The following is a 19,721-nucleotide window of genomic DNA, read 5'->3' on the forward strand; positions in this document are numbered from 1 at the left end:
TCATGATCAAGAACTATATAAAAATCGCTTGGCGAAATCTCCTCAAAAACAAAGGTTATTCGTCTATTAACATCCTTGGTCTGGCTATTGGCTTGGCATGTTGCCTATTGGTCGTGTTGTATATTCAAGACGAGCTTTCGTTTGACCATTATCATGCAAATAAGGATCGTATCTATCGCGTGGTGCATGACTGGAAGGAGAAGAATGGCGAAGAAACGCATCAGATATGGGGTAATGCACCCGTTGGCGCAGCATTAAAAGCTGACTTTCCAGAAGTAGAAAAGGTGGTACAATTCTCCGGTCAGATCTCCATCTTATTGAAGCAGGGGGAAAAAGCATTTCAAGAGGAAAATATTTTCTGTATGGACTCTACCGCTTTCGACGTGTTCAGTTGGCAATTTATTGCTGGCGACCCGAAAACCGCGCTAACAGCGCCATATTCCATTGTACTAACCGAAAAGCTCGCAAAAAAATACTTTGGCGATAGCAATGCGATCGGTCAAACGCTGGAAGGCGGCGTCACTGGCGGGCGCGCTGCGCCGGGCATATATACTGTTACTGCTGTTATTGAAGACCTTCCGTCAAATTCGCACTTCACCTTCGATGCTTTGCTTTCTATGAGTTCTTTTCGAGAATCGTGGTCGGAAGTATTTGAATCATGGGGTTATGTGGACTTTTACACCTATATCCTGTTACCCGAAAACTATGACATCACCAAATTAGAAAAACAGGTTCCAGACTTCATTGCACGGCATGACGCTTCGCAGGAAGGTAAGTACAGTATTCATTTCGAACCCATGCTGGGCGCGTATCTAAATTCTAAAGCAGATCGGCAACCCGGACCAGTAGGTAACATGCAAAATATTTATATTTTCGCCGTCATCGGTGTTTTCATCTTGTGTATTGCCTGCGTCAACTTTATGAATCTCGCCACGTCCCGATCGATGGAACGGGCAAAGGAAGTGGGCGTTCGCAAAGTTGTAGGCGCGAGCAGGAAAGACTTGATTGTTCAATTCATGAGCGAGTCGGTGCTGTTGGTTCTTTTCGCCAGCATTTTGGCTGTCGTACTCGTTCTGTGCTTATTTCCCTTTATGGAGATGTTTGCGGGCAAGCAGTTCCTTATAACCGGTTTATTCGACGGCAAAATCCTCCTCCTCTTTGTGGGCATCGTGTTGACGACAGCGGTCGTTGCGGCTAGCTATCCGGCATTTGTATTGGCCAACTTCAAACCTGTGAAGGTATTTAAAGGTTCTTCCAATGCTACTTCTGGTAGCGTTTGGCTCAGAAAAGGATTGGTTGTATTCCAATTTTCTTTATCGATCGCGCTGATCGCGGGCACCTATATCGTCTTTTCGCAATTAGGTCATTTGCAACAGAAGGATCTCGGCTTTGAGAAAACGCAGATGTTGGTCGTTGATTTCAATTATGATAACCAAGTATTGCAGAATTTGGAAGCGATCAAGCAAACCTTTGCGCAGCAGAAAGACGTTCTATCGGTTTCCTCTTCGCGGAGTATACCCGGTTCTTATTTTCCAGATGCCGGCACACAGATCGAATTGCCCGACGGTGAAATGAAAGTCTTTATTCAAGCGATTTTCGAGGTAGATGTCGATTTTATACCGAACTATGAAATTGAGATGGCTGCCGGTCGCGCTTATTCAAGAGAATTTCCGGTAGATACCATCCATTCCTTGGTCGTTAACGAAGCCGCTGCCAAGCTTTGGGGTTATTCCGATCCTGAACAGATTATTGGTAAACGATTTGCGCAATGGGGACGCGAAGGCCAAGTAATCGGTGTTGTCAAAGATTTCAACTACCTATCCCTGCACCAAAAGGTAGAACCACTAACACTGCGTTTGGAACCAAGAAGCAGTAAGTTCATTACGCTGAAAATCCAACATGCTGGCGATCCCAAAACGCTCGAAAAATTAGCGGACATCTGGACTAGCGTAGCGCCACACCGTCCGTTTCTCTATAGCTTCTTGGACGACAGCTTTAATCGTCAATATGAGGCCGACTATCGTTTTAGACGATTGTTCTCGGCCTTCTCCGGATTAGCGTTATTTATTGCGTCCCTCGGATTGCTCGGGTTGGCCACTTACACCGCACAGCAGCGCACCAAAGAGATTGGTGTACGAAAAGTACTCGGCGCATCTACTTTTAATATCGTGCGCTTGCTATCTGTCGATTTCTTGCAGTTGGTGACCATTTCCATTTTCATTGCCGGTCCTTTCGCTTGGTGGGCGATGAATAAATGGTTGGAGGATTTCGCATACCGAATTGAGATTCAATGCTGGATGTTTGCTTTCGCTGGCTTGGCCGCTTTGATTATAGCGCTGCTTACCGTAAGCGGGCAAGCCATCCGAGCGGCTCTTGCTAATCCAGTAAATAGTTTGAGAGATGAGTAACCGATTGCATTAACCTAAAAAAATGAGAATCATGACAAAACACGACATAAAAAGCACCTTTCGATACCTTTGGCGCAATCGCTTATTTACCTCTCTAAACATTGTCGGTCTATCGATTGGCATTAGCGCGTGTTGGTTGGTATTCAGCATTGTACAATACGAGTTTTCTTTTGACAAAAATACGCCTGACTTGCAGGACATTTATCAGATCGTCACCGAAATCAAGTATGAAGGCGAAGATCACCATGCTGCCGGAGTCAACCTTGGACTTGCGCCACTCATGGAAGAACAGGCGCTGGACGATGCATTGGTAGTACCAGTTTATACTCAATATTTTGAACGTTTTACTGTATCACAAAATGGTAGCGAAAAACCGATAATCTTGGAAGAGCAGGACAACGTGATTGGTACACGAGCGAGTTACTTCGATCTATTGCCGTACGAGTGGGTTGCAGGAAAAGCGAAAACGGCCTTTCAGCATCCTAAAAGCATGGTACTCACCGAAAGCAAAGCCAAAACATTATTCCCCAAAGATGATGTTTCATCAATTTTAGGTCGTGTTGTCATGGCAGACACGGCACAATACCTCGTATCGGGAGTGGTTAAAGATCTTTCGTTTCCAAGCAGCTTTCAAGCACAGATTTTCATGCCTGTTCGGGATGTGGAATGGCAACCCGAGTGGAATTCGAGAAATTCCGCACACCTGCTGTATGTAAAAACAGCTAATGAAGCCTCGCTCCTACATTTATTAAAGGTAGGACAAAAACGGCATCAAGAAATTGCGGGTGAAGCTAATGCAAAATACGGCTACGCCTCCAAATTTGCTTCGACGCCTTTAGCCGAGAAACATTTCAACACAAAATACAACATCGACGGTTTGGTGGCAGATAAAAAGGTAATTTATGGATTGATTGCTATTGGAGCTTTCTTATTGACCTTAGCCTGTATCAACTACATCAATCTGAGCACCGCTCAAGTACCGCAGCGAGCAAAAGAAATAGGCATCAGGAAAACACTGGGTGCTAGGCCCCTTTCGCTTACATTGGACTTTTTGCTAGAAACATTCTGTATTTGTTTATTTTCTTTGTTATTGTCGTGGCCTATCGTCGTGTTGTTTCGTAGTCTATATCCCGAGTTTTTACCTGCCGGAATGGAAAACTACAGCAATCCTTGGGCAATTGCTGCTTTTCTTTTAGGACTTACAATCCTTATCACAGTGCTCGCCGGATTGTATCCTTCTTACTTAATCAATAAATTGCGTGTCATAGAAACCTTGAAAGGAAAGCTAGAAACACGGATTCAAGGCACGAAATTGACACTTCGAAAAGGATTAATTGTCTTTCAATTTATCATAGCGCAATTCTTTATTGTTGGTGCGCTCATCATGGCCTATCAGCTCAATTTTACGCTCACGAAAGATATGGGATTTTCGCACGATGCGGTAGTTACTGTACGCATGCCATACAAATCGTATCAAAACTCTGAGGTAGATCCTGCATTATACAAACAAGCGCTGCAAAAATACCCCGAAATAGCAAAAATTGCACAAGGACATGAGCCACAGAATCAAAACCATTGGAGCAATATATATGATTTTGCGGCAGATACTGGCCGTGTGCAATTCAACACCCCATTGAAATACATTGATAAAGACTTTATCGATCTATACGAAATTGAATTACTTGCCGGACGTAATTTGAAGCAGACCGACACCATACACGATGTATTGATTAATGAAGCAGGCATCAAAGCTTTAGGATTACAATCGGCCAGCGAAGCGATCGGTAAATACTTACTACAGGGCGAGCATAAGGCATTACCTATTGTGGGTGTATTCAGGGACTTTCACCAAAAATCTTTGAGGACGCAGATCGAACCGCTCATCTTGGTCTCTTCTAATTATTCTGGTCAGCTACAGACCTTCCATGTCAAACTTCCAACTGATAGCAAGCTATGGCATAAAACATTTGCTATCATGGAACGAGAATGGAAGACATTCTATCCAGATGCTCCTTTCGAATACCAATTCGCAGATGAAAAGATTAAAAACCTGTATGAAACGGAGCATCGTACAGCCAAGCTGATTGACTTAGCTACTGCCGTCACCATATTTATCAGTTGTTTAGGTTTATTTGGCTTGGCCACCTTGACCGCATTTCAACGCACCAAGGAGATCGGCATCCGCAAAGTATTGGGCGCTTCCGTTGCCGGCATTGTCGGTTTGCTGTCCAAGGATTTTGTGAAAGTTGTGTTGATCGCGATTCTCATTGCGTCGCCGATCGCGTGGTGGGCGATGAATAAATGGTTGGAAGATTTTGCTTATCGTATTGAGATCCAATGGTGGATGTTTGCTATCGCGGGTTTGCTGGCTATAATAGTTGCGTTAGTAACAGTGAGTGGGCAAGCAATTCGCGCAGCTGTAGCCAATCCAGTAAATAGTTTAAGAGATGAGTAACTTGATTGAAAGAAGTCACACTTAATAACAACAACATCAGATGTATTCCCTAAAAATAGCGTTAAGAACCTTACTGCACGGAAAAATTTACACCGCGATTTCCGTCTCGGGATTGGCATTAGGCTTTGCAGTTAGTATGCTAATCGCTGCTTTTGTAATAGACGAACTATCTTATGATAAATATTGGAGTAGAGCCCAAGATGTATACCGCATCATATCTGTAGCACACGGCGACGCCAATTTACCACACAGTAAGAATGGTGCTACATACGCTGGCTTGGCACCAGAATTAAAACGCAATTTCCCAGAAGTCGAAGAATATAGTACGCTATATGTTAGCCCGATTGATTTTAAACTTGAAAAAGGAGCCAATATTTCAGTTAACGTAGTGGCTCTATACACGGATACTGCTGTGCAGAGACTTTTAGATGTTAATTTGATTAAAAGTGAAAACCTCACTCCGTCAAAAGACATCCGAAAAATCATCGTCTCTCAAACATTTGTAAACACTTATTTTAACGGACAAGAAGTGATTGGAAAAACCATCTATGATGCGCCCCGATACGATGACGTAGCAAATGAATATCTTATTGCCGGCGTCATGGAGGATTTACCTTCCAATTCACATTTGCGGAGTGACGTCATTATTATCGAAAAGAGAGAAGAAAGGGAACTTCTTAGAAATAATAGCGGAATGTTAAGCCGCCATTACATTGTATTAAAACCTGGCACCGATCGTGCAGCATTTCAAAGTAAAGTGAACAAGTGGTACACGGACTTCGTTGACGTGAAAAAACCTACTCAATTTGAGCTACAATCCATCCAAGATAGCTATCTCAAAAGTGATTTCGGTGCTTATCAAATCATTCGAGGTAGTCAAAAAAATATCTTTATTTACGTAGCAATAGGAATACTGGTGATGTTAATTGCTTGCATCAACTTCGTCAACTTAGCCACCGCACAGATTTCTAACCGATTAAAAGAGACAGGTATACGGAAGGTCATGGGCGCTTCAAAAGCACAACTTATTAGGCAATTTTTGTTGGAATCTTTGCTCATATTTTCCATCGCATTTGCGCTATCTATTATGCTCTACCTGATCACATTGCCCTTTATTGAGCAATTTATTGGCAATAAACTTGCATTTGCATCTGCATACAGTTGGCAATATTTCGTATGTATCACCAGCATTGTAATCGTGCTGAGCTTTTTATCTGGTTTATACCCTTCGTGGTTTGTCTCGCGCTTAGCGGCCGTGGGCTCGCTAAACAAATCTTTGAAGACAAGCAAGTCTTCCAAAAGCAATATACGTTCAGTATTGGTTATTACACAATTCAGTCTTTCCATTATCATTCTTGTAGCACTATTTGTTATACAAAGCCAAGTGAGCTTTATGAAGAACAAGGAAACTGGAATTGATACAGATGGCTTGATTAGTATTGGAGGCATATCTTTTGACAATAAATCCGAAGCTTTCAAAAACAAACTAGCAGTACATAAGGATGTAAAGCATGTTAGCCTAGCCAGCTGGTCACCGACCGATGGGCCTGGTTATATGTCGCGATTGATTAATGATCCCAAAAATCCAGAAAAAAAAATAGAAGTATGGTACATCGCTGGTGAACCAAACCTCGCAGAAACACTCGGATTTAAACTTAAAGAAGGCCGTTGGCTTCAAACCGCGCTGGAGACAGATGTTATTGATGCCGAAGATTTTACTGCTGAAGCTGAAGCGCTCAGACCTTGCTTGCTAGCAGCAAGCACAGCAAGATTATTGGACAATCCGACTTTAAATAAAACCATGCCGCAAGTAAATAAATTACTTCCTGTGGGGATTATTGAAGATTTTAACTCCGAATCTCTGCATAAAGAAATCCTTCCGACCGTTATTGTCGGTTATACGAACCCACGACATGGATCTGTATTTATACGTAGCACCTCAGGTAATGAAGACAATGTGATGCGCTACATTGCGCAGGTGTGGAAAGAGTTGTATCCAGACAAACCCCTAGAGTTGAGCAAAGTGAAAGAAACGCTAGCGGCACAGTATCAAAAGGAAAAAAAACTGGAGCAGATATTTACGGCGTCGAGTATCCTAACTTTATTCTTAGCTGGCTTAGGGATTTTTGGCCTGATGGTTAATATGGTCAGCTTACGTACCAAAGAGATTGGTATTCGCAAAGTACTCGGAGCTTCTGTTGCCGGTATTGTGGGTTTGCTGTCTAAAGATTTTTTGAAAGTCGTATTTATTGCGATTTTCATTGCTTCGCCAATAGCATGGTGGGTGATGAGCAAATGGTTGGAGGATTTCGCATACCGAATTGAGATTCAATGGTGGATGTTTGCTTTCGCCGGTTTACTAGCTGTAATTGTAGCGCTGATTACAGTGAGCTATCAAGCAATCCGCGCAGCTCTTGCTAATCCAGTAAATAGTTTGAGAGATGAGTAACTAACCCCATAAAAGATGTAAAAATGCGTATAAATTATATGAAGACTGCCTGGCGGCATTTCAAGAAAAATATCTTCTCTTCCGGACTGAATATTCTGGGATTAGCTATTGGCTTTGCTGGTTTTATCTTATCGTACCAATACATCAATCGTGAAACAAGCTACGATACGTGGAATCCAAATATAGAGAACATTTATCTGATTGGATTGACTTACAATGGAGAATACACGGATCAAACGCCACCTTCTTTTGCGCCAGCCATCATGCAAGAATTTCCTGAGATTGTATTAGCAGGGCGGTCCATCCCGTATATGTATGGTTCTTATCCCATATTTGGAAAAGAAACGGCCAACGTCAAGAATGCACTCATGGTAGATTCAGCGGCAGCGAATATCTTTCAGATGAAGACGGCTGATGGAAAACTCTTTACGGAGCTGGACAAATTGGAAGGCACCATCGCCAATGAAGAGATTTCGGCATTGCTTTTCTCTAAAGACTCGCTACCAACGGCGGAAGAACCTATTGAGTTGAAGGCACTATCACTTCAGCAGAGTTTTTACGAAACTTTTTATGGTGTCACCGAAGAAAGGAAACCATCCGTCCTAGAATACGACATGTTGCTAGTAAAACGCATTTACGATGAAGTAGAATATGCTAATCCATACACCTTTCAAACCTATATTCAGGTCAAACCAGGAACCGACATAGTTGCATTAACCGCTAAAATCAGCCGCTATTACGAACAAAATACGTCTCAGCATCATCTGGTGAAATCTTCCGCCTTTGCAAAAGGCAGCGTTTATTTAGATCCGTTGAGTACTCTTCATCTCCAACCCAAACATGGTTCCAACATGCCATACATTACCATCTGGGTACTGGGCGGATTATCGCTTACCATTTTGATTTTGTCGGCCATCAACTTTACCAATCTGGTCATTGCACAATCTGAGAATCGTGGTAAGGAGATTGGTATAAAAAAATTATTTGGTGTACGGAGACGTACCTTAATTTTTCAGTTTATGCTGGAAGTTTTTATCCAATGTTTGCTGGCTGCTGGTGTAGCATGGTTTGTATTAATACTTTCTAGCAATGGGTTGCAGAAATGGCGTAATGATGATTTGTCTGAATACCTTTATCATAGCAACACATTATTACAGCTGGGCACCGCCATCGTACTTACTACAGCGATAGCAGGTATTTATCCCGCTATGTTCTTATCTGGTTTTAAGCCATTTGAGATGTTGCGCGGCAATATGCAGACGGCGCATACGCGTATTGGCTTTCGCACCGTATTGCTCACTTTTCAATTTATTATCGCCAGCATTTTTATCTCGGGAATTATCATTATCAATAACCAACTAAATTTTATGCGTTCTTCTGAGCGCGGCTTTGAAACAGAACAGGTAATTAGTTTTAAAGGTATGTCACTCGTATATGAAATAGGAAATGGTTGGAAGAATGATTTTCGAAATCGTTTAGTGAATAGCGGTGCTATCACGCATGTAGCAACTACGTCCAATAGTCCGGCCGAAGGACAAACTCCCGTAAAAAAGCAATTCAATGGACCAAAAAAGACCACTGAAGTAGATTTGGTTGGCGTAGATTTGGATTACTTTGATTTATTGTCTATCCCGTTAGTTGCTGGTCGGAATAGATTGACCGATAAAGAATTCGAGCAGGATACGGTGAACCATTTTGCGGTGATTAACGAAAGTATGGCCTCAGCGATGGAGATCGACCAACCGCTGGGACAAAAAATAAGCGGCTGCGACACCGATTTTACTATTATTGGGGTGGTCAAAGATTCCAAAACCTACGGCTTTGAAAGTAAAGTACCACCATCGGTATACAATTTTAAGGATGAATGCGGCTTTAGCTCGTATAAACTGGATGTACTAATTCGTACAGAAAAAGGAAAAACAAAAGAGGCACTTGCAGCGATGGATGTAGAATGGAAGAAAAATTCTAATTCCGAAAGGTTGCCTCTCGATTATACTTTTATGGATAGCAACTATGCGAAGCTGCAAGCGAAGGAAGAACAATTAAAAAATGTATCGAGTGCATTTGGTATCATCGCTATTGTCATAGCGGCGTTGGGCTTGTTTAATCTGGCGGCTTACCATGTCACCTCAAAGAGGAAAGAAGTTAGTATTCGAAAGGTTTTGGGCGCGAGCATTCCACAATTATTCCTTTTGCTCAATAAGCCATTCTTAAAAGTTTTCGTCGTGGCCAATTTGGTGGCCGTACCTATTGGATACTTTTTGCTAAAACGTTGGTTGGAAAATTTTGCGTATCAGGTCAATCTAAGTCCTTGGCCATTTTTGATTTCTGCGGGAAGTATGATTGTCGTGATGTTGATTACCATTAGCATGCAATCTGCAAAGGCCGCATCCGCCAATCCCGTAGAAAGTTTGAGAGATGAATAAAGCTAAAAGTTTTTCTTTTTTCGAGATGATATATCATCTCGAAAAAAGAAAAACTTTTATTTAGTTTACAAATGTTTACGTCGGTTTTGTTGATAATCCATGGATCTGTTTAATATTGCTCGACGGAAAGCGGCATCAGTTTCCCAGTTTTCGCCAGGCCCCCATTCGAACAATTCATTATTCACAAAATACGTCCAGATCGGCCGCGCCTCCACTTGATCTGTCAATGAATTGGTCTCACTTCGTACATATTCCAGTACTTCGATGATATTGCCATTTTCCTCGGTGTAGGCGGAGACGACCATGCTTGGCCTTCCTAATACTTCCACCACTTGTTCTCTAGTCATCCCCAAGCGCACATCAAACATATTTAAAGCCAATTGCTGTTGATACATAGCACAGCTAGATAGCAAGTAAATGGCGAAGAGAAAGACGAAGCTCAGATATATTTTTTTCATAGACGTGATGATTAGTTTGTTGTTGGACTGCTAAAGTACCGTAAAGTATTAAGCAAAATCGGTCTTAATCCTGTTACAGCAAAGGTAAAAAATTTAGCTATGCGTTGGAATGTAGAGATTCAAAAAAAACGGATTTTAACCGAACATGACGTTTATTAGTATTCACATCTAAAAAACACTTTTGTACTGGTTAGACATCGTACCTTTATCATGCAAGCTTAGTACTTCTCATTCATATTTAATCACTATATAATTTATGTTCTACAACAAACCACACCTATACATCCATGCAGCATTGATGACTTCATTGTTGTTAGGTTGCGGTGAGCCGCAGAAAAAGGAAACAGATGCGCCAACAGATCCACACGCGCATCATCAACAAGCCACTGGTGATAGCCAAGGGTATGTGGATAGTTTAAATCACGGTTTAATGGCACAAGATACCTTGAAAGGAAGTCCGAAACGTGTGACCATGACTAACGTAGGCACTACACATGTGCACCTCACGTATCGTTCGCCCGGTGTAAAGGATCGGATAATTTGGGGTGGATTAGTTCCTTATGGACAAGTTTGGGTGACTGGCGCCCACACAGCCACTAGTATTATGTTTACATCAGACATCGTGATTGATGGACAGACTGTGCCAGCAGGTACGTATGCTATTTTTACCATTCCAGAAAAAGATACGTGGGCATTTATCTTGAACAGGAATCATGAGCAACATTTGGCTGATGATTATAGTCAGGAAGAAGATGTACTGCGCACCACAATTCAACCAAAATCACATGCTGCCACACCTCGATTAACCTACGAAATACAAGTTGTTAATGAACAAAATGGTATCATTCGGCTGCTGTGGGAAGAGTTGGAAATTGAAGTACCTTTTTCCACATCATAGATAGCAGCATCTTGCCGATACCGCATTCGGCAGATCACGCAGCGCACCTCATTAAATACGGTAACACCCTGAGTACAAACCCCCAAATTGAAATTTGGGGGTAACATTTCGCGTTACCTCCTGTTCTCCATACAAACAAAGGAAGGAACGTTATGAAAAAATCCTATTTAGTAGCAATAGCAGCATCAGGCATGTTTGGTATCCTATCGTGTGCAGATCCAGCATCACACCAAGGCGATAATTTAGAAAATACGCCCGACGAGGTAAATCCTATGCCGATGACGGACACGACTGCGCGAGACACTTTATCCGAAGATTCTCTGAATCCGATGCTGAACACACCTACAAATCCATAATATCTCCTCAGAATTTGAGATGCCATTACAGCCAATCTGCAATGCAAAGGAGTTTTATCAAGTAAATACAACATAATATAAATATATCATGGGAAAATTGACAGAAAAGAAGATAGCAATATTGACAGAAGACGGATTTGAAGAGATTGAGTTAACAAGCCCAAAAGAAGCTTTGGAAGCTGCTGGTGCTACCGTACATATCATATCTCCTAAAAGTGATGTAGTACGTGCTAAAGAAGGTGATGATTGGAAAGGCGATTACAAAGTAGACCAACTGCTTGACAGCGCTTCTGCTGATGATTATGATGGATTATTAATTCCGGGTGGTGTAATTAATCCAGATAAATTACGCGTCAATGAATCAGCTTTATCATTTGTAAAAGCATTCTTTGCCGCCGGAAAACCCGTTTCGGCAATCTGTCATGGTCCGCAAGTATTGATTGATGCGGAAGTAGTAGAAGGTAGAAAAATTACTTCCGTTGGTGCGATTAAAAAAGATCTGATCAATGCAGGTGCGCTTTGGGAAGATAGCGAGGTAGTGACCGATCAAGGTTTGGTAACCAGCCGCACTCCAGAAGATCTGCCAGCATTCAATAAAAAGATTGTGGAGGAATATGCCGAAGGCAAGCATAAAGGTCAACATGCGTAATTGTTAAGTTTTATCATACATTGTACCGAGAGGATGATTTTTCAATAAATCATCCTCTTTTTTATGTTCTGAAATTATCCATCCAACTTGGACGTCGTATTAACCAAGACCGTAAAAAATTATGACAAAATCATGTAGATTATAAACGCAATTAAATTGCATTTAAACATTTTTCAGAATACCTTTACCGCTTATAGTTAAGATTCTAAATTCAACAATTATGAAACATCATCTCGTATTCGACGCCATCATATTAGGAGGCAGTTATGCCGGTCTATCTACTGCTATGGCATTAGGTAGGTCTTTACGAAATGTTTTAATTATTGACAATGGCCTTCCCTGTAATCGCCAAACACCACATTCACATAATTTCTTGACACAGGATGGCAAAACCCCTGCAGAAATTGCAGCGGTGGCTAGAGAACAGGTTTTGCAGTACGATACCGTACAGTTTATTTCAGATTCTGTAGTTACAACTTCGTCCGTGGATGATATTTTTAAAGTAACTACGAGCTCACAAAATCAGTATGAAGCTAAAAAAATCATTATCGCTACAGGCATTCGCGATATCATGCCCGAAATCCCAGGCTTTGCCGCATGTTGGGGAATATCGGTGATCCACTGCCCTTATTGTCACGGTTACGAGTTTCGTGGAAAACGTACGGGTATTTTATTACCTGAGGATCCAGCAGCAGCGCTTCATCTATCCGGCTTGGTCAAGAACCTAACCGCAGATGTTACACTATTTACCAATGGAAAAAATCCTTTTGATGCTGCACAATTGACTAATTTACAAGATCGTGCGATTCAAATTAATAGCGATAAAATTGAAGAAATCATCCATCAAGACGGCAACATGGAGCGTCTTGTTTTTGAAAACAAGCAAGTGATATCATTAGATGCTTTATATGCGCGCGTGCCATTTGATCTGCACCACGATATCGCAGAACAGCTTGGCTGTAGTAAAACAGAGATGGGACTGTTGCAAGTCGATGCATTTCAGAAAACAACCGTTTCGGGCGTGTACGCTTGTGGAGATATTTGCAATCCAATGCGATCAGTTGCTAGCGCAGTATATACAGGAAACCTCGCAGGTGCGATGGTAAATATGGCACTCTGCGAGGCTGATTCCTAGTCTACGCGATCTGCAACTAATTTATTACGGGTTGCGTGCGGCTTCCAGAATTGGAATATTAGCCTCGGTCGGCACGTAGATGATTTGGTTGATTTTACCCGCTTTGAGTGCTTCACCAAATGCGCCGATAAATTCCTGTTTACGATATTCAGGATAGCGTTGTGCTGCCTCGCCCATAATTTTGATGGCTTCTGCTTGTAAAACTGCAGCATCTTTTTCTGCACGAGCCTGCTCGATCAAAATCTGACGCGACTGCGTTGCTTCGGCAAGTCGCGCGCGACCCGCCATTTCCTGTTGCCATACATTATAACGAGGCAAACCAAACATTAACCCCAAGATGATTCCAATAGCTACTACCGCAATCACCGCTATGCTTATTATTTTCATATATTATTTTAGGTATTGACTTTAAGATACGCAATTCTCCTCAGAGATCAAATAGCTGTTCGGTATCGAACGAATAATTGTTCGGTATCGAACACTCTTTAAAACCACACAACACAGCAAAACACTAATAATCAAACGATTAAATATTAGGCTTTAAATTTGGCATATCTTGATCGGGAGTGCAAAAACGCCGCTCCTTTACTAAACATTAACAAATACATAAGTTACTCATTCGCATGACATCGCATATCAAGACGGCCTGGCGCAATATCATCAACAATAAACTCTTTAGTATATTGAATATTGTGGGTTTGGCGACCGCCTTTGCGGTTACCATTTTACTGCTATCCTTCGTATGGAAAGAAACCAGCTTCGATAAATTTCACAGCAATTTTAGTAACATATATCGCGTAAATACCGAATTCGAAGCAGAGTATGACAATCGAAAAACGCCACAATTACCGAACTCCGTGGCGCCTGCTATGTTAGCCGAAGTAACTGGTGTAGAAAACACGGCACGTTTGGTAAAACACGACTTTGGCACTATCGCATCAATCAGAGTGGGTGATCAGAATTTCCCTGAGTCTGCACTCTATTTGTCTGACTCTAGCCTGTTCCAAATTTTTGATTTTCAGTTTATCGAAGGCAACGCAAAACATGTTTTTGATCAGCCGAACAATATTGTCATATCAGCTTCTACAAGAGATAAAATCTTTGGAGACCGATTGGTCATGGATGAAATACTGACCATCAACAACCAGGATACCATGCGTGTGACAGGGGTTTTTCAAGATTTGCCAGAAAATAGCAGCTTGGACTGCAACATGGTCTACAGCATGCTGGATAGTTGGATGGGGAAAGATGTGTACTGGTCCAATTCTAGCTATGAAACCTACGCTTTGTTGAATCCTTCTGTAGACCCAAAGCTAGTAGAAAAGCAAACCGATGCCTTATTGGATAAATACATGGCCGACAATCGCTTTCTGAAGCGACTTTTTTTACAGCCGCTGGCTGATGTACATTTATACTCGACAGATTTACATGAAAGCAATAATACCCGCTCTGGAAATCATGTCACCATCAAGCTAGCGATTCTTCTGGCGGCAGTCACACTTCTTATCGCCTGCATCAATTACATGAATTTGGCTACGGCGCGCTCTTCCAAGAATGCGAAAGATGTCGGCGTCGCAAAGGTGCTGGGTGCCACAGGAAAACAGGTCGTTTTTAGATTTTATACCGAAGCGGCTTTAGTGACTTTAATAGCCATTGGACTGGGGTATGGAATCGCCATTCTACTAGCTCCAATTTTCGAACAAATAACGCAGACAAGCTGGAACTATCAAGCGTTGTGGAATCCGCAGTTGATAGGCATCACATTTTTACTATGGATTGGTATTACCTTATTAGCCGGTAGCTATCCGGCTTATTACATGAACAAGATTAGTCCGCTTATCTTGATGAATAAGAGCGCGCTAAAAAATTCATTTGCCAATCGCATGCGCCGCATTTTGGTGGTCTGTCAATTCACGGCCTCTATTATACTATTGTCATCAATTATGATAATAGCGCAACAAATGCGCTATGTACAGCAAAAAGACTTAGGCTACGAACCAGCTGGTGTAATGGCTATTTCCATCAATTCGTTGTCTTCCAAAGCGCAATTTCAGACGTTGAACGACGGTTTACGTAACCTCGCCTCTACCACTAGTTCAGTAGCAGCACAAAGCATGATGGGTATGCGCGAAAGTGGTAAGCAGATTCGAAAATTAGTAACGGACAAAAAAGGATTGCCAGTATCTACCAATAGCGTGAGTGGGCCAATCGCAGAAACCCTTCAGCTTCACCTTTTAGCGGGCACTGATTTACCAGAAAACCTGTCTACTACAGACACGACCTGTTATGTCTTAATTAATGAAGCGGTGTTGAAATATTTAGGCTACACCACTCCTGAAGAAGCTATTGGAAAGCCAATCATCACCGAAATGCGCCCAAACAACTCCATTATATCTGGTGTGTTGAGCGATTTTCATTATACCTCTCTCAAAGAGTCCGTGGGCGGCTATTTATATTATCGTATGAACCGTCCGTCGGAATCGCAGGAGCAGTTGTTCGTACGTTTTCAAGCGGCGCAGGTTAGTACTTTTCTTGACCAAATAGCTGAAGTATTCAAGCAACATGTGCCAGACGGCGCTTTTGTATACGAATTTACGGATGATCATGTAGCACGTATGTACAAAGAAGAAATCCGGACAGCCAACATCACGGGTTTGTTTTCCGGTTTAGCGATCTTAATTTCCTGCTTAGGCCTATTCGGCCTCGCCAGTTCTATGGCCGAACAGCGTGTCAAAGAAATTGGTATTCGCAAGGTTTTGGGTTCCAGCGTCAACAGCATATTACTCTTACTATCAAAAGATTTCATTAAATTGGTGTGTTTATCAATTGTCATCGCCACACCAATTGCTTGGTGGGCGATGCACAGTTGGTTATCCGATTTTTCTTATCGTATACAATTAGAATGGTGGGTATTCGGCGTAGCCGGCTTTATCGCTTTACTCATTGCCATATTAACCATCAGCGGGCAAGCACTTCGTGCAGCGCTGGCAAATCCAATTCAAAGCCTACGCAATGAGTAGGAAAATGCTGTAAATTATTAACACAAAAGCACACATATTTTATTCACACAAACACCACCAATTATGCGTTACATCATTTTAACTACACTTTTATTGGCAAGTATCTTCGGCCTACAAGCGCAACACAAAAAAATCACATACACCACCAAGACTTTTTCAGCGTCTTCCATCAAATCACTTGACGCCAGTACGAGCGGTGGATCTATTCAAGTAGACGGTACTACTGGAGAAGCTTCTGTAGAAGTCATCTTAAATCCTAATGGCAATAAGTTTTCTCGAAGCGAAGATCTAAAATCAGTCTTTGAAAAAGAATACGACTTGGAGCTAGGCGTACAGGGTGGCACATTGGTCGCTAAAGTAAAACGCAAGTCTGGTCGTAATGGCAACAACCCAGTGTCAGTTTCGTACGTAATCCATGTACCTACCAAAGTTACTTCGCAAGTGAGAACAGCTGGCGGCAGCATTACGATGAATAACCTGACAGGAGACCAAAACTTCGCCACTTCAGGAGGCAGCTTAACGTTGACAAATCTGAATGGCAATATCATTGGCAAAACTTCGGGAGGCAGCATCACGGCAAAATCGTCTAAAGGCAATATTCAAATTTCTACCTCTGGAGGATCGATTACTATGGAGCAATTGAACGGTACGATCGTAGCGAAAACATCTGGCGGATCAATCACTGGAAAACAAGTGGTCGGAAAATTAAACGCTTCTACGTCTGGAGGTTCTGTCAATTTACAAAATGCAGAAGGAGATATCCAAGCAGCTACATCGGGTGGCAGCGTTACCGCATCGCTTACTAAAGTAACTAATCCAGTTAAGTTAAGCACCAGTGCAGGCAGCATCAACCTAAGCCTACCAAAAGGTGGTTATGACTTGGATTTAAGCGACAATAAAGTGAATATCGACAACCTGCAAAATTTCTCAGGAAGCACCAAAAGAGATAAAGTAAAAGGCAGTGTAAATGGTGGCGGACATGCGGTGACGGCATCCACTTCTGCGGGATCGGTGAACGTAAACTGGTTATAAAGCAAGTATAAAAATGCAAAATTACCTCAAAACAGCTTGGCGAAACATTAAACGCCAAAAAAGCTTTGCTACGATCCATGTCTTAGGCATGGGCGTAGCCATTGGCGTAGCGACCTTATTGTTTCTCACGGCTATGTTTGAGTTGTCTTTCGACGAGCAGCATGAAGATCGTGATCGCATCGGTTTGCTTTATTTTCAGTCCAATCCAGTGGAAGGACTGACGTATGCCAGCCCTATGCCTACTCCGCTGGCGCCCACGTTGAAAGCAGAAATGGAAGGTTTGGAAGGCGTGTCTCGTTACTACAACGGTACACTCCTTTTCCGCAATGGTGATAAGCAAATCAGCTCCGATAGCAAATTTGTTGATCCGGACTTTCTATCCATCTTTGATTTTGCTCTGGAGGAAGGTTCGGACAATGCGCTGAATGATTTAGATCATATTGCGATTACTAAGAAATTGGCTACATCGCTTTTTGGTGCAAGTAATGTAGTCGGTCAATCCGTTGAGGTATACCTCAACGGATCTTGGACTTCGAAGATCATCTCTTCGATTCTTGTCGATCTTCCTAAAAATTCTAGTTTGGAGTTTACATCATTGATCCGTTTTGAGCACAAGCCCAACTATCAGGGCAACGTAGACCAATGGAATCATAATGATCATAGCATATTTGTAAAAACGACTTTACCCATAAGCGAAAAAAACGCTTTCAATGCTAAAACTCGACAAGTAATCGCCAATCATTTCAAACCGCAAATCGAGGAACTGAAAAGAGACGGTGCCACCGCCGATACCAATGGCGATTATATCACATTACAAGCACTTCCTTTTACGGATTATCATCTGAACGAACTAGGTTTGGGGGATGCCGGCTCGACAACCTTCCCTTGGATGTTAATTGGCATTGCCGGATTAATGGTTTTTATTGCCTGTTCCAATTTTATCAACCTCTCATTAGCCAACTCCATTACGCGCAAACGCGAAGTAGGAACACGGAAAACATTGGGTAGTAGCAACAGACAGCTGATTACTCAATTTTGGACTGAATCCCTATTAATCACGTGTGCAGCCTTGATTTTCGGTTTGGCACTAGCTTGGCTGTTGCTACCGCAATACAATGCCAATATGGGATATAGTCTGAAAATTGGAGAATTATTTACTCCTATTAACCTAGCGCTATTTGCATTGACGTTTTTTGTGATTGCTTTGATTGCCGGAGGCTACCCAGCTTGGCAAAATGCACAATCTAATGTGATCGAGGCATTGAAAGGCACTTCATCAGGCAGCAGAAAACATGGTTTGCGCAACACATTGACCGTTGTACAATTTGCCATCGCGACCTTTATGATTATCGGCACCATCGTCATCAGCACCCAACTGAGTTACCTTTCTAATCGTTCATTAGGATACAATAAAACAGAGGTAATTAGCATACCGATTGGCAGCGGCATAGATCATCAGCAAGCTCTAGAAAGAATGCGAGCCGATTTAGCTAAAATGCCTTTTGTGACACATGTGACCGGTACCGATATCAATATGGGGCGAGGCCGAGATGGTAGCACCTCCAATTCGAAGATTGGATTTGATCACGAAGGCCGTGGAATCAGCACACATTTTCTGCGTGTGGATTACGATTACTTGGATGCGTTGGATATTGATCTGCTGGCTGGACGAGATTTTTCTCGCGGATTTGGCACCGATACAAGCGCCATCATCATCAACCAACAAATGGCAACTGCACTAGGTGGTGCTGATGCTATTCTTGGAAAAAATATTGACATGGGGGTTACTTCGACAGTGATCGGTGTGGTCAAAGATTTTAATTTTAAAGATCTCAGACAAAAAGTAGAACCACTGACCATGCACATCAATCCAAACATTGGTTTTGACATAGAGTATATCTTTGTTCGTGTTCAAACCGACAATCTGGCGACTGCTTTAAAGCAAGTAGAAGATGTGTGGAAAAACATCAATCCGAAAGCGGCGAGTGAAGCATCCTATCTGGATGAAAATACCGAGAACATGTATAAAAAGGATCGTCGATTTGCCCATATTATCGTTGGTGGTGCAGTCATCGCCATCGTGATCTCCTGCATGGGATTGTTTGCGATAGCACTCTTAAGCATCAATCAACGAATCAAAGAAATTGGCATCCGTAAGGTATTAGGTTCAAGTGTATCGGACATTGTTTTACTCTTATCCAAAGATTTTGTTCTTCTGGTTTTACTGGCATTGGTGATCGCTTCGCCATTAGCTTGGTGGGGCATGCAACGTTGGTTAGATGGCTTTGCTTACCGCATCGATATGGCTTGGTGGATCTTTGCCCTCGCGGGAATTATCTCTTTGGGCATCGCGCTCATCACCGTGAGTGGACAAGCCATCCGTGCGGGGCTGCGCAATCCTGTAAACAGTTTACGAAACGATTAAAAAAAGCTGC

Annotated in this window: 13 protein-coding genes; 11 read left to right on the plus strand and 2 right to left on the minus strand. The window is 42.3% G+C overall.

Annotated features, from left to right (window positions below):
- Positions 1-2 precede the first annotated feature (2 nt).
- Genes AC3IRT_RS15230 through AC3IRT_RS15245 form a run of 4 tightly spaced genes read left to right on the plus strand, consistent with a single transcriptional unit; the run spans position 3 to position 9,738 of the window.
- Positions 3-2,408 (plus strand): ABC transporter permease, encoded by a 2,406-nt coding sequence (locus AC3IRT_RS15230; RefSeq protein WP_489394060.1) that lies wholly within the window; start codon positions 3-5, stop codon positions 2,406-2,408.
- A 31-nt stretch (positions 2,409-2,439) separates the two neighbouring features.
- Entirely contained in the window at positions 2,440-4,863 is a 2,424-nt protein-coding gene (locus AC3IRT_RS15235; RefSeq protein WP_489394061.1) for an ABC transporter permease, read from the plus strand.
- Positions 4,864-4,903: 40 nt separating this feature from the next.
- On the plus strand, positions 4,904-7,312 hold the full coding sequence (locus AC3IRT_RS15240; protein WP_489394062.1) for an FtsX-like permease family protein: 2,409 nt from the start codon (positions 4,904-4,906) through the stop codon (positions 7,310-7,312).
- Between the two features lie 38 nt (positions 7,313-7,350).
- A complete protein-coding gene (locus AC3IRT_RS15245) occupies positions 7,351-9,738 on the plus strand; it encodes an ABC transporter permease (protein WP_489394063.1) in 2,388 nt (795 codons plus the stop codon).
- 65 nt (positions 9,739-9,803) lie between these two features.
- On the opposite strand, the gene bamE is transcribed toward AC3IRT_RS15245, so the two are convergent.
- The gene (bamE, locus tag AC3IRT_RS15250; RefSeq protein ID WP_489394064.1) at positions 9,804-10,196 is read right to left on the minus strand and encodes an outer membrane protein assembly factor BamE domain-containing protein; all 393 of its coding nucleotides are present in this window, start codon (positions 10,194-10,196) and stop codon (positions 9,804-9,806) included.
- Positions 10,197-10,452: 256 nt separating this feature from the next.
- Between bamE and AC3IRT_RS15255 the strand changes: the two genes are divergently transcribed.
- The 4 genes from AC3IRT_RS15255 to AC3IRT_RS15270 all read left to right on the plus strand — a co-directional run bounded on the left by AC3IRT_RS15255 (position 10,453) and on the right by AC3IRT_RS15270 (position 13,234).
- A complete protein-coding gene (locus AC3IRT_RS15255) occupies positions 10,453-11,094 on the plus strand; it encodes a DUF2911 domain-containing protein (protein WP_489394065.1) in 642 nt (213 codons plus the stop codon).
- A 152-nt stretch (positions 11,095-11,246) separates the two neighbouring features.
- A complete protein-coding gene (locus AC3IRT_RS15260) occupies positions 11,247-11,450 on the plus strand; it encodes a hypothetical protein (RefSeq protein WP_489394066.1) in 204 nt (67 codons plus the stop codon).
- An 88-nt stretch (positions 11,451-11,538) separates the two neighbouring features.
- Positions 11,539-12,099: a type 1 glutamine amidotransferase domain-containing protein gene (locus AC3IRT_RS15265; RefSeq protein WP_489394067.1), complete on the plus strand. Its 561-nt coding sequence runs from the start codon at positions 11,539-11,541 to the stop codon at positions 12,097-12,099.
- Positions 12,100-12,319: 220 nt separating this feature from the next.
- Entirely contained in the window at positions 12,320-13,234 is a 915-nt protein-coding gene (locus AC3IRT_RS15270; protein WP_489394068.1) for an NAD(P)/FAD-dependent oxidoreductase, read from the plus strand.
- A gap of 24 nt (positions 13,235-13,258) precedes the next feature.
- Here the strand turns inward: AC3IRT_RS15270 and AC3IRT_RS15275 are convergent, their stop codons facing one another.
- Positions 13,259-13,621 (minus strand): hypothetical protein, encoded by a 363-nt coding sequence (locus AC3IRT_RS15275; protein WP_489394069.1) that lies wholly within the window; start codon positions 13,619-13,621, stop codon positions 13,259-13,261.
- Positions 13,622-13,857: 236 nt separating this feature from the next.
- On the opposite strand from AC3IRT_RS15275, the gene AC3IRT_RS15280 reads away from it, so the two are divergent.
- The 3 genes from AC3IRT_RS15280 (at position 13,858) to AC3IRT_RS15290 (ending at position 19,711) form a co-directional block, all read left to right on the plus strand.
- Positions 13,858-16,254: an ABC transporter permease gene (locus tag AC3IRT_RS15280; RefSeq protein ID WP_489394070.1), complete on the plus strand. Its 2,397-nt coding sequence runs from the start codon at positions 13,858-13,860 to the stop codon at positions 16,252-16,254.
- Positions 16,255-16,317: 63 nt separating this feature from the next.
- A complete protein-coding gene (locus tag AC3IRT_RS15285) occupies positions 16,318-17,286 on the plus strand; it encodes a DUF4097 family beta strand repeat-containing protein (RefSeq protein ID WP_489394071.1) in 969 nt (322 codons plus the stop codon).
- A gap of 13 nt (positions 17,287-17,299) precedes the next feature.
- Positions 17,300-19,711, plus strand: coding sequence for an FtsX-like permease family protein (locus AC3IRT_RS15290; protein ID WP_489394072.1), 2,412 nt, complete (start codon positions 17,300-17,302; stop codon positions 19,709-19,711).
- Positions 19,712-19,721 lie beyond the last annotated feature (10 nt).

Source organism: Sphingobacterium sp. KH_072 (assembly GCF_057837975.1).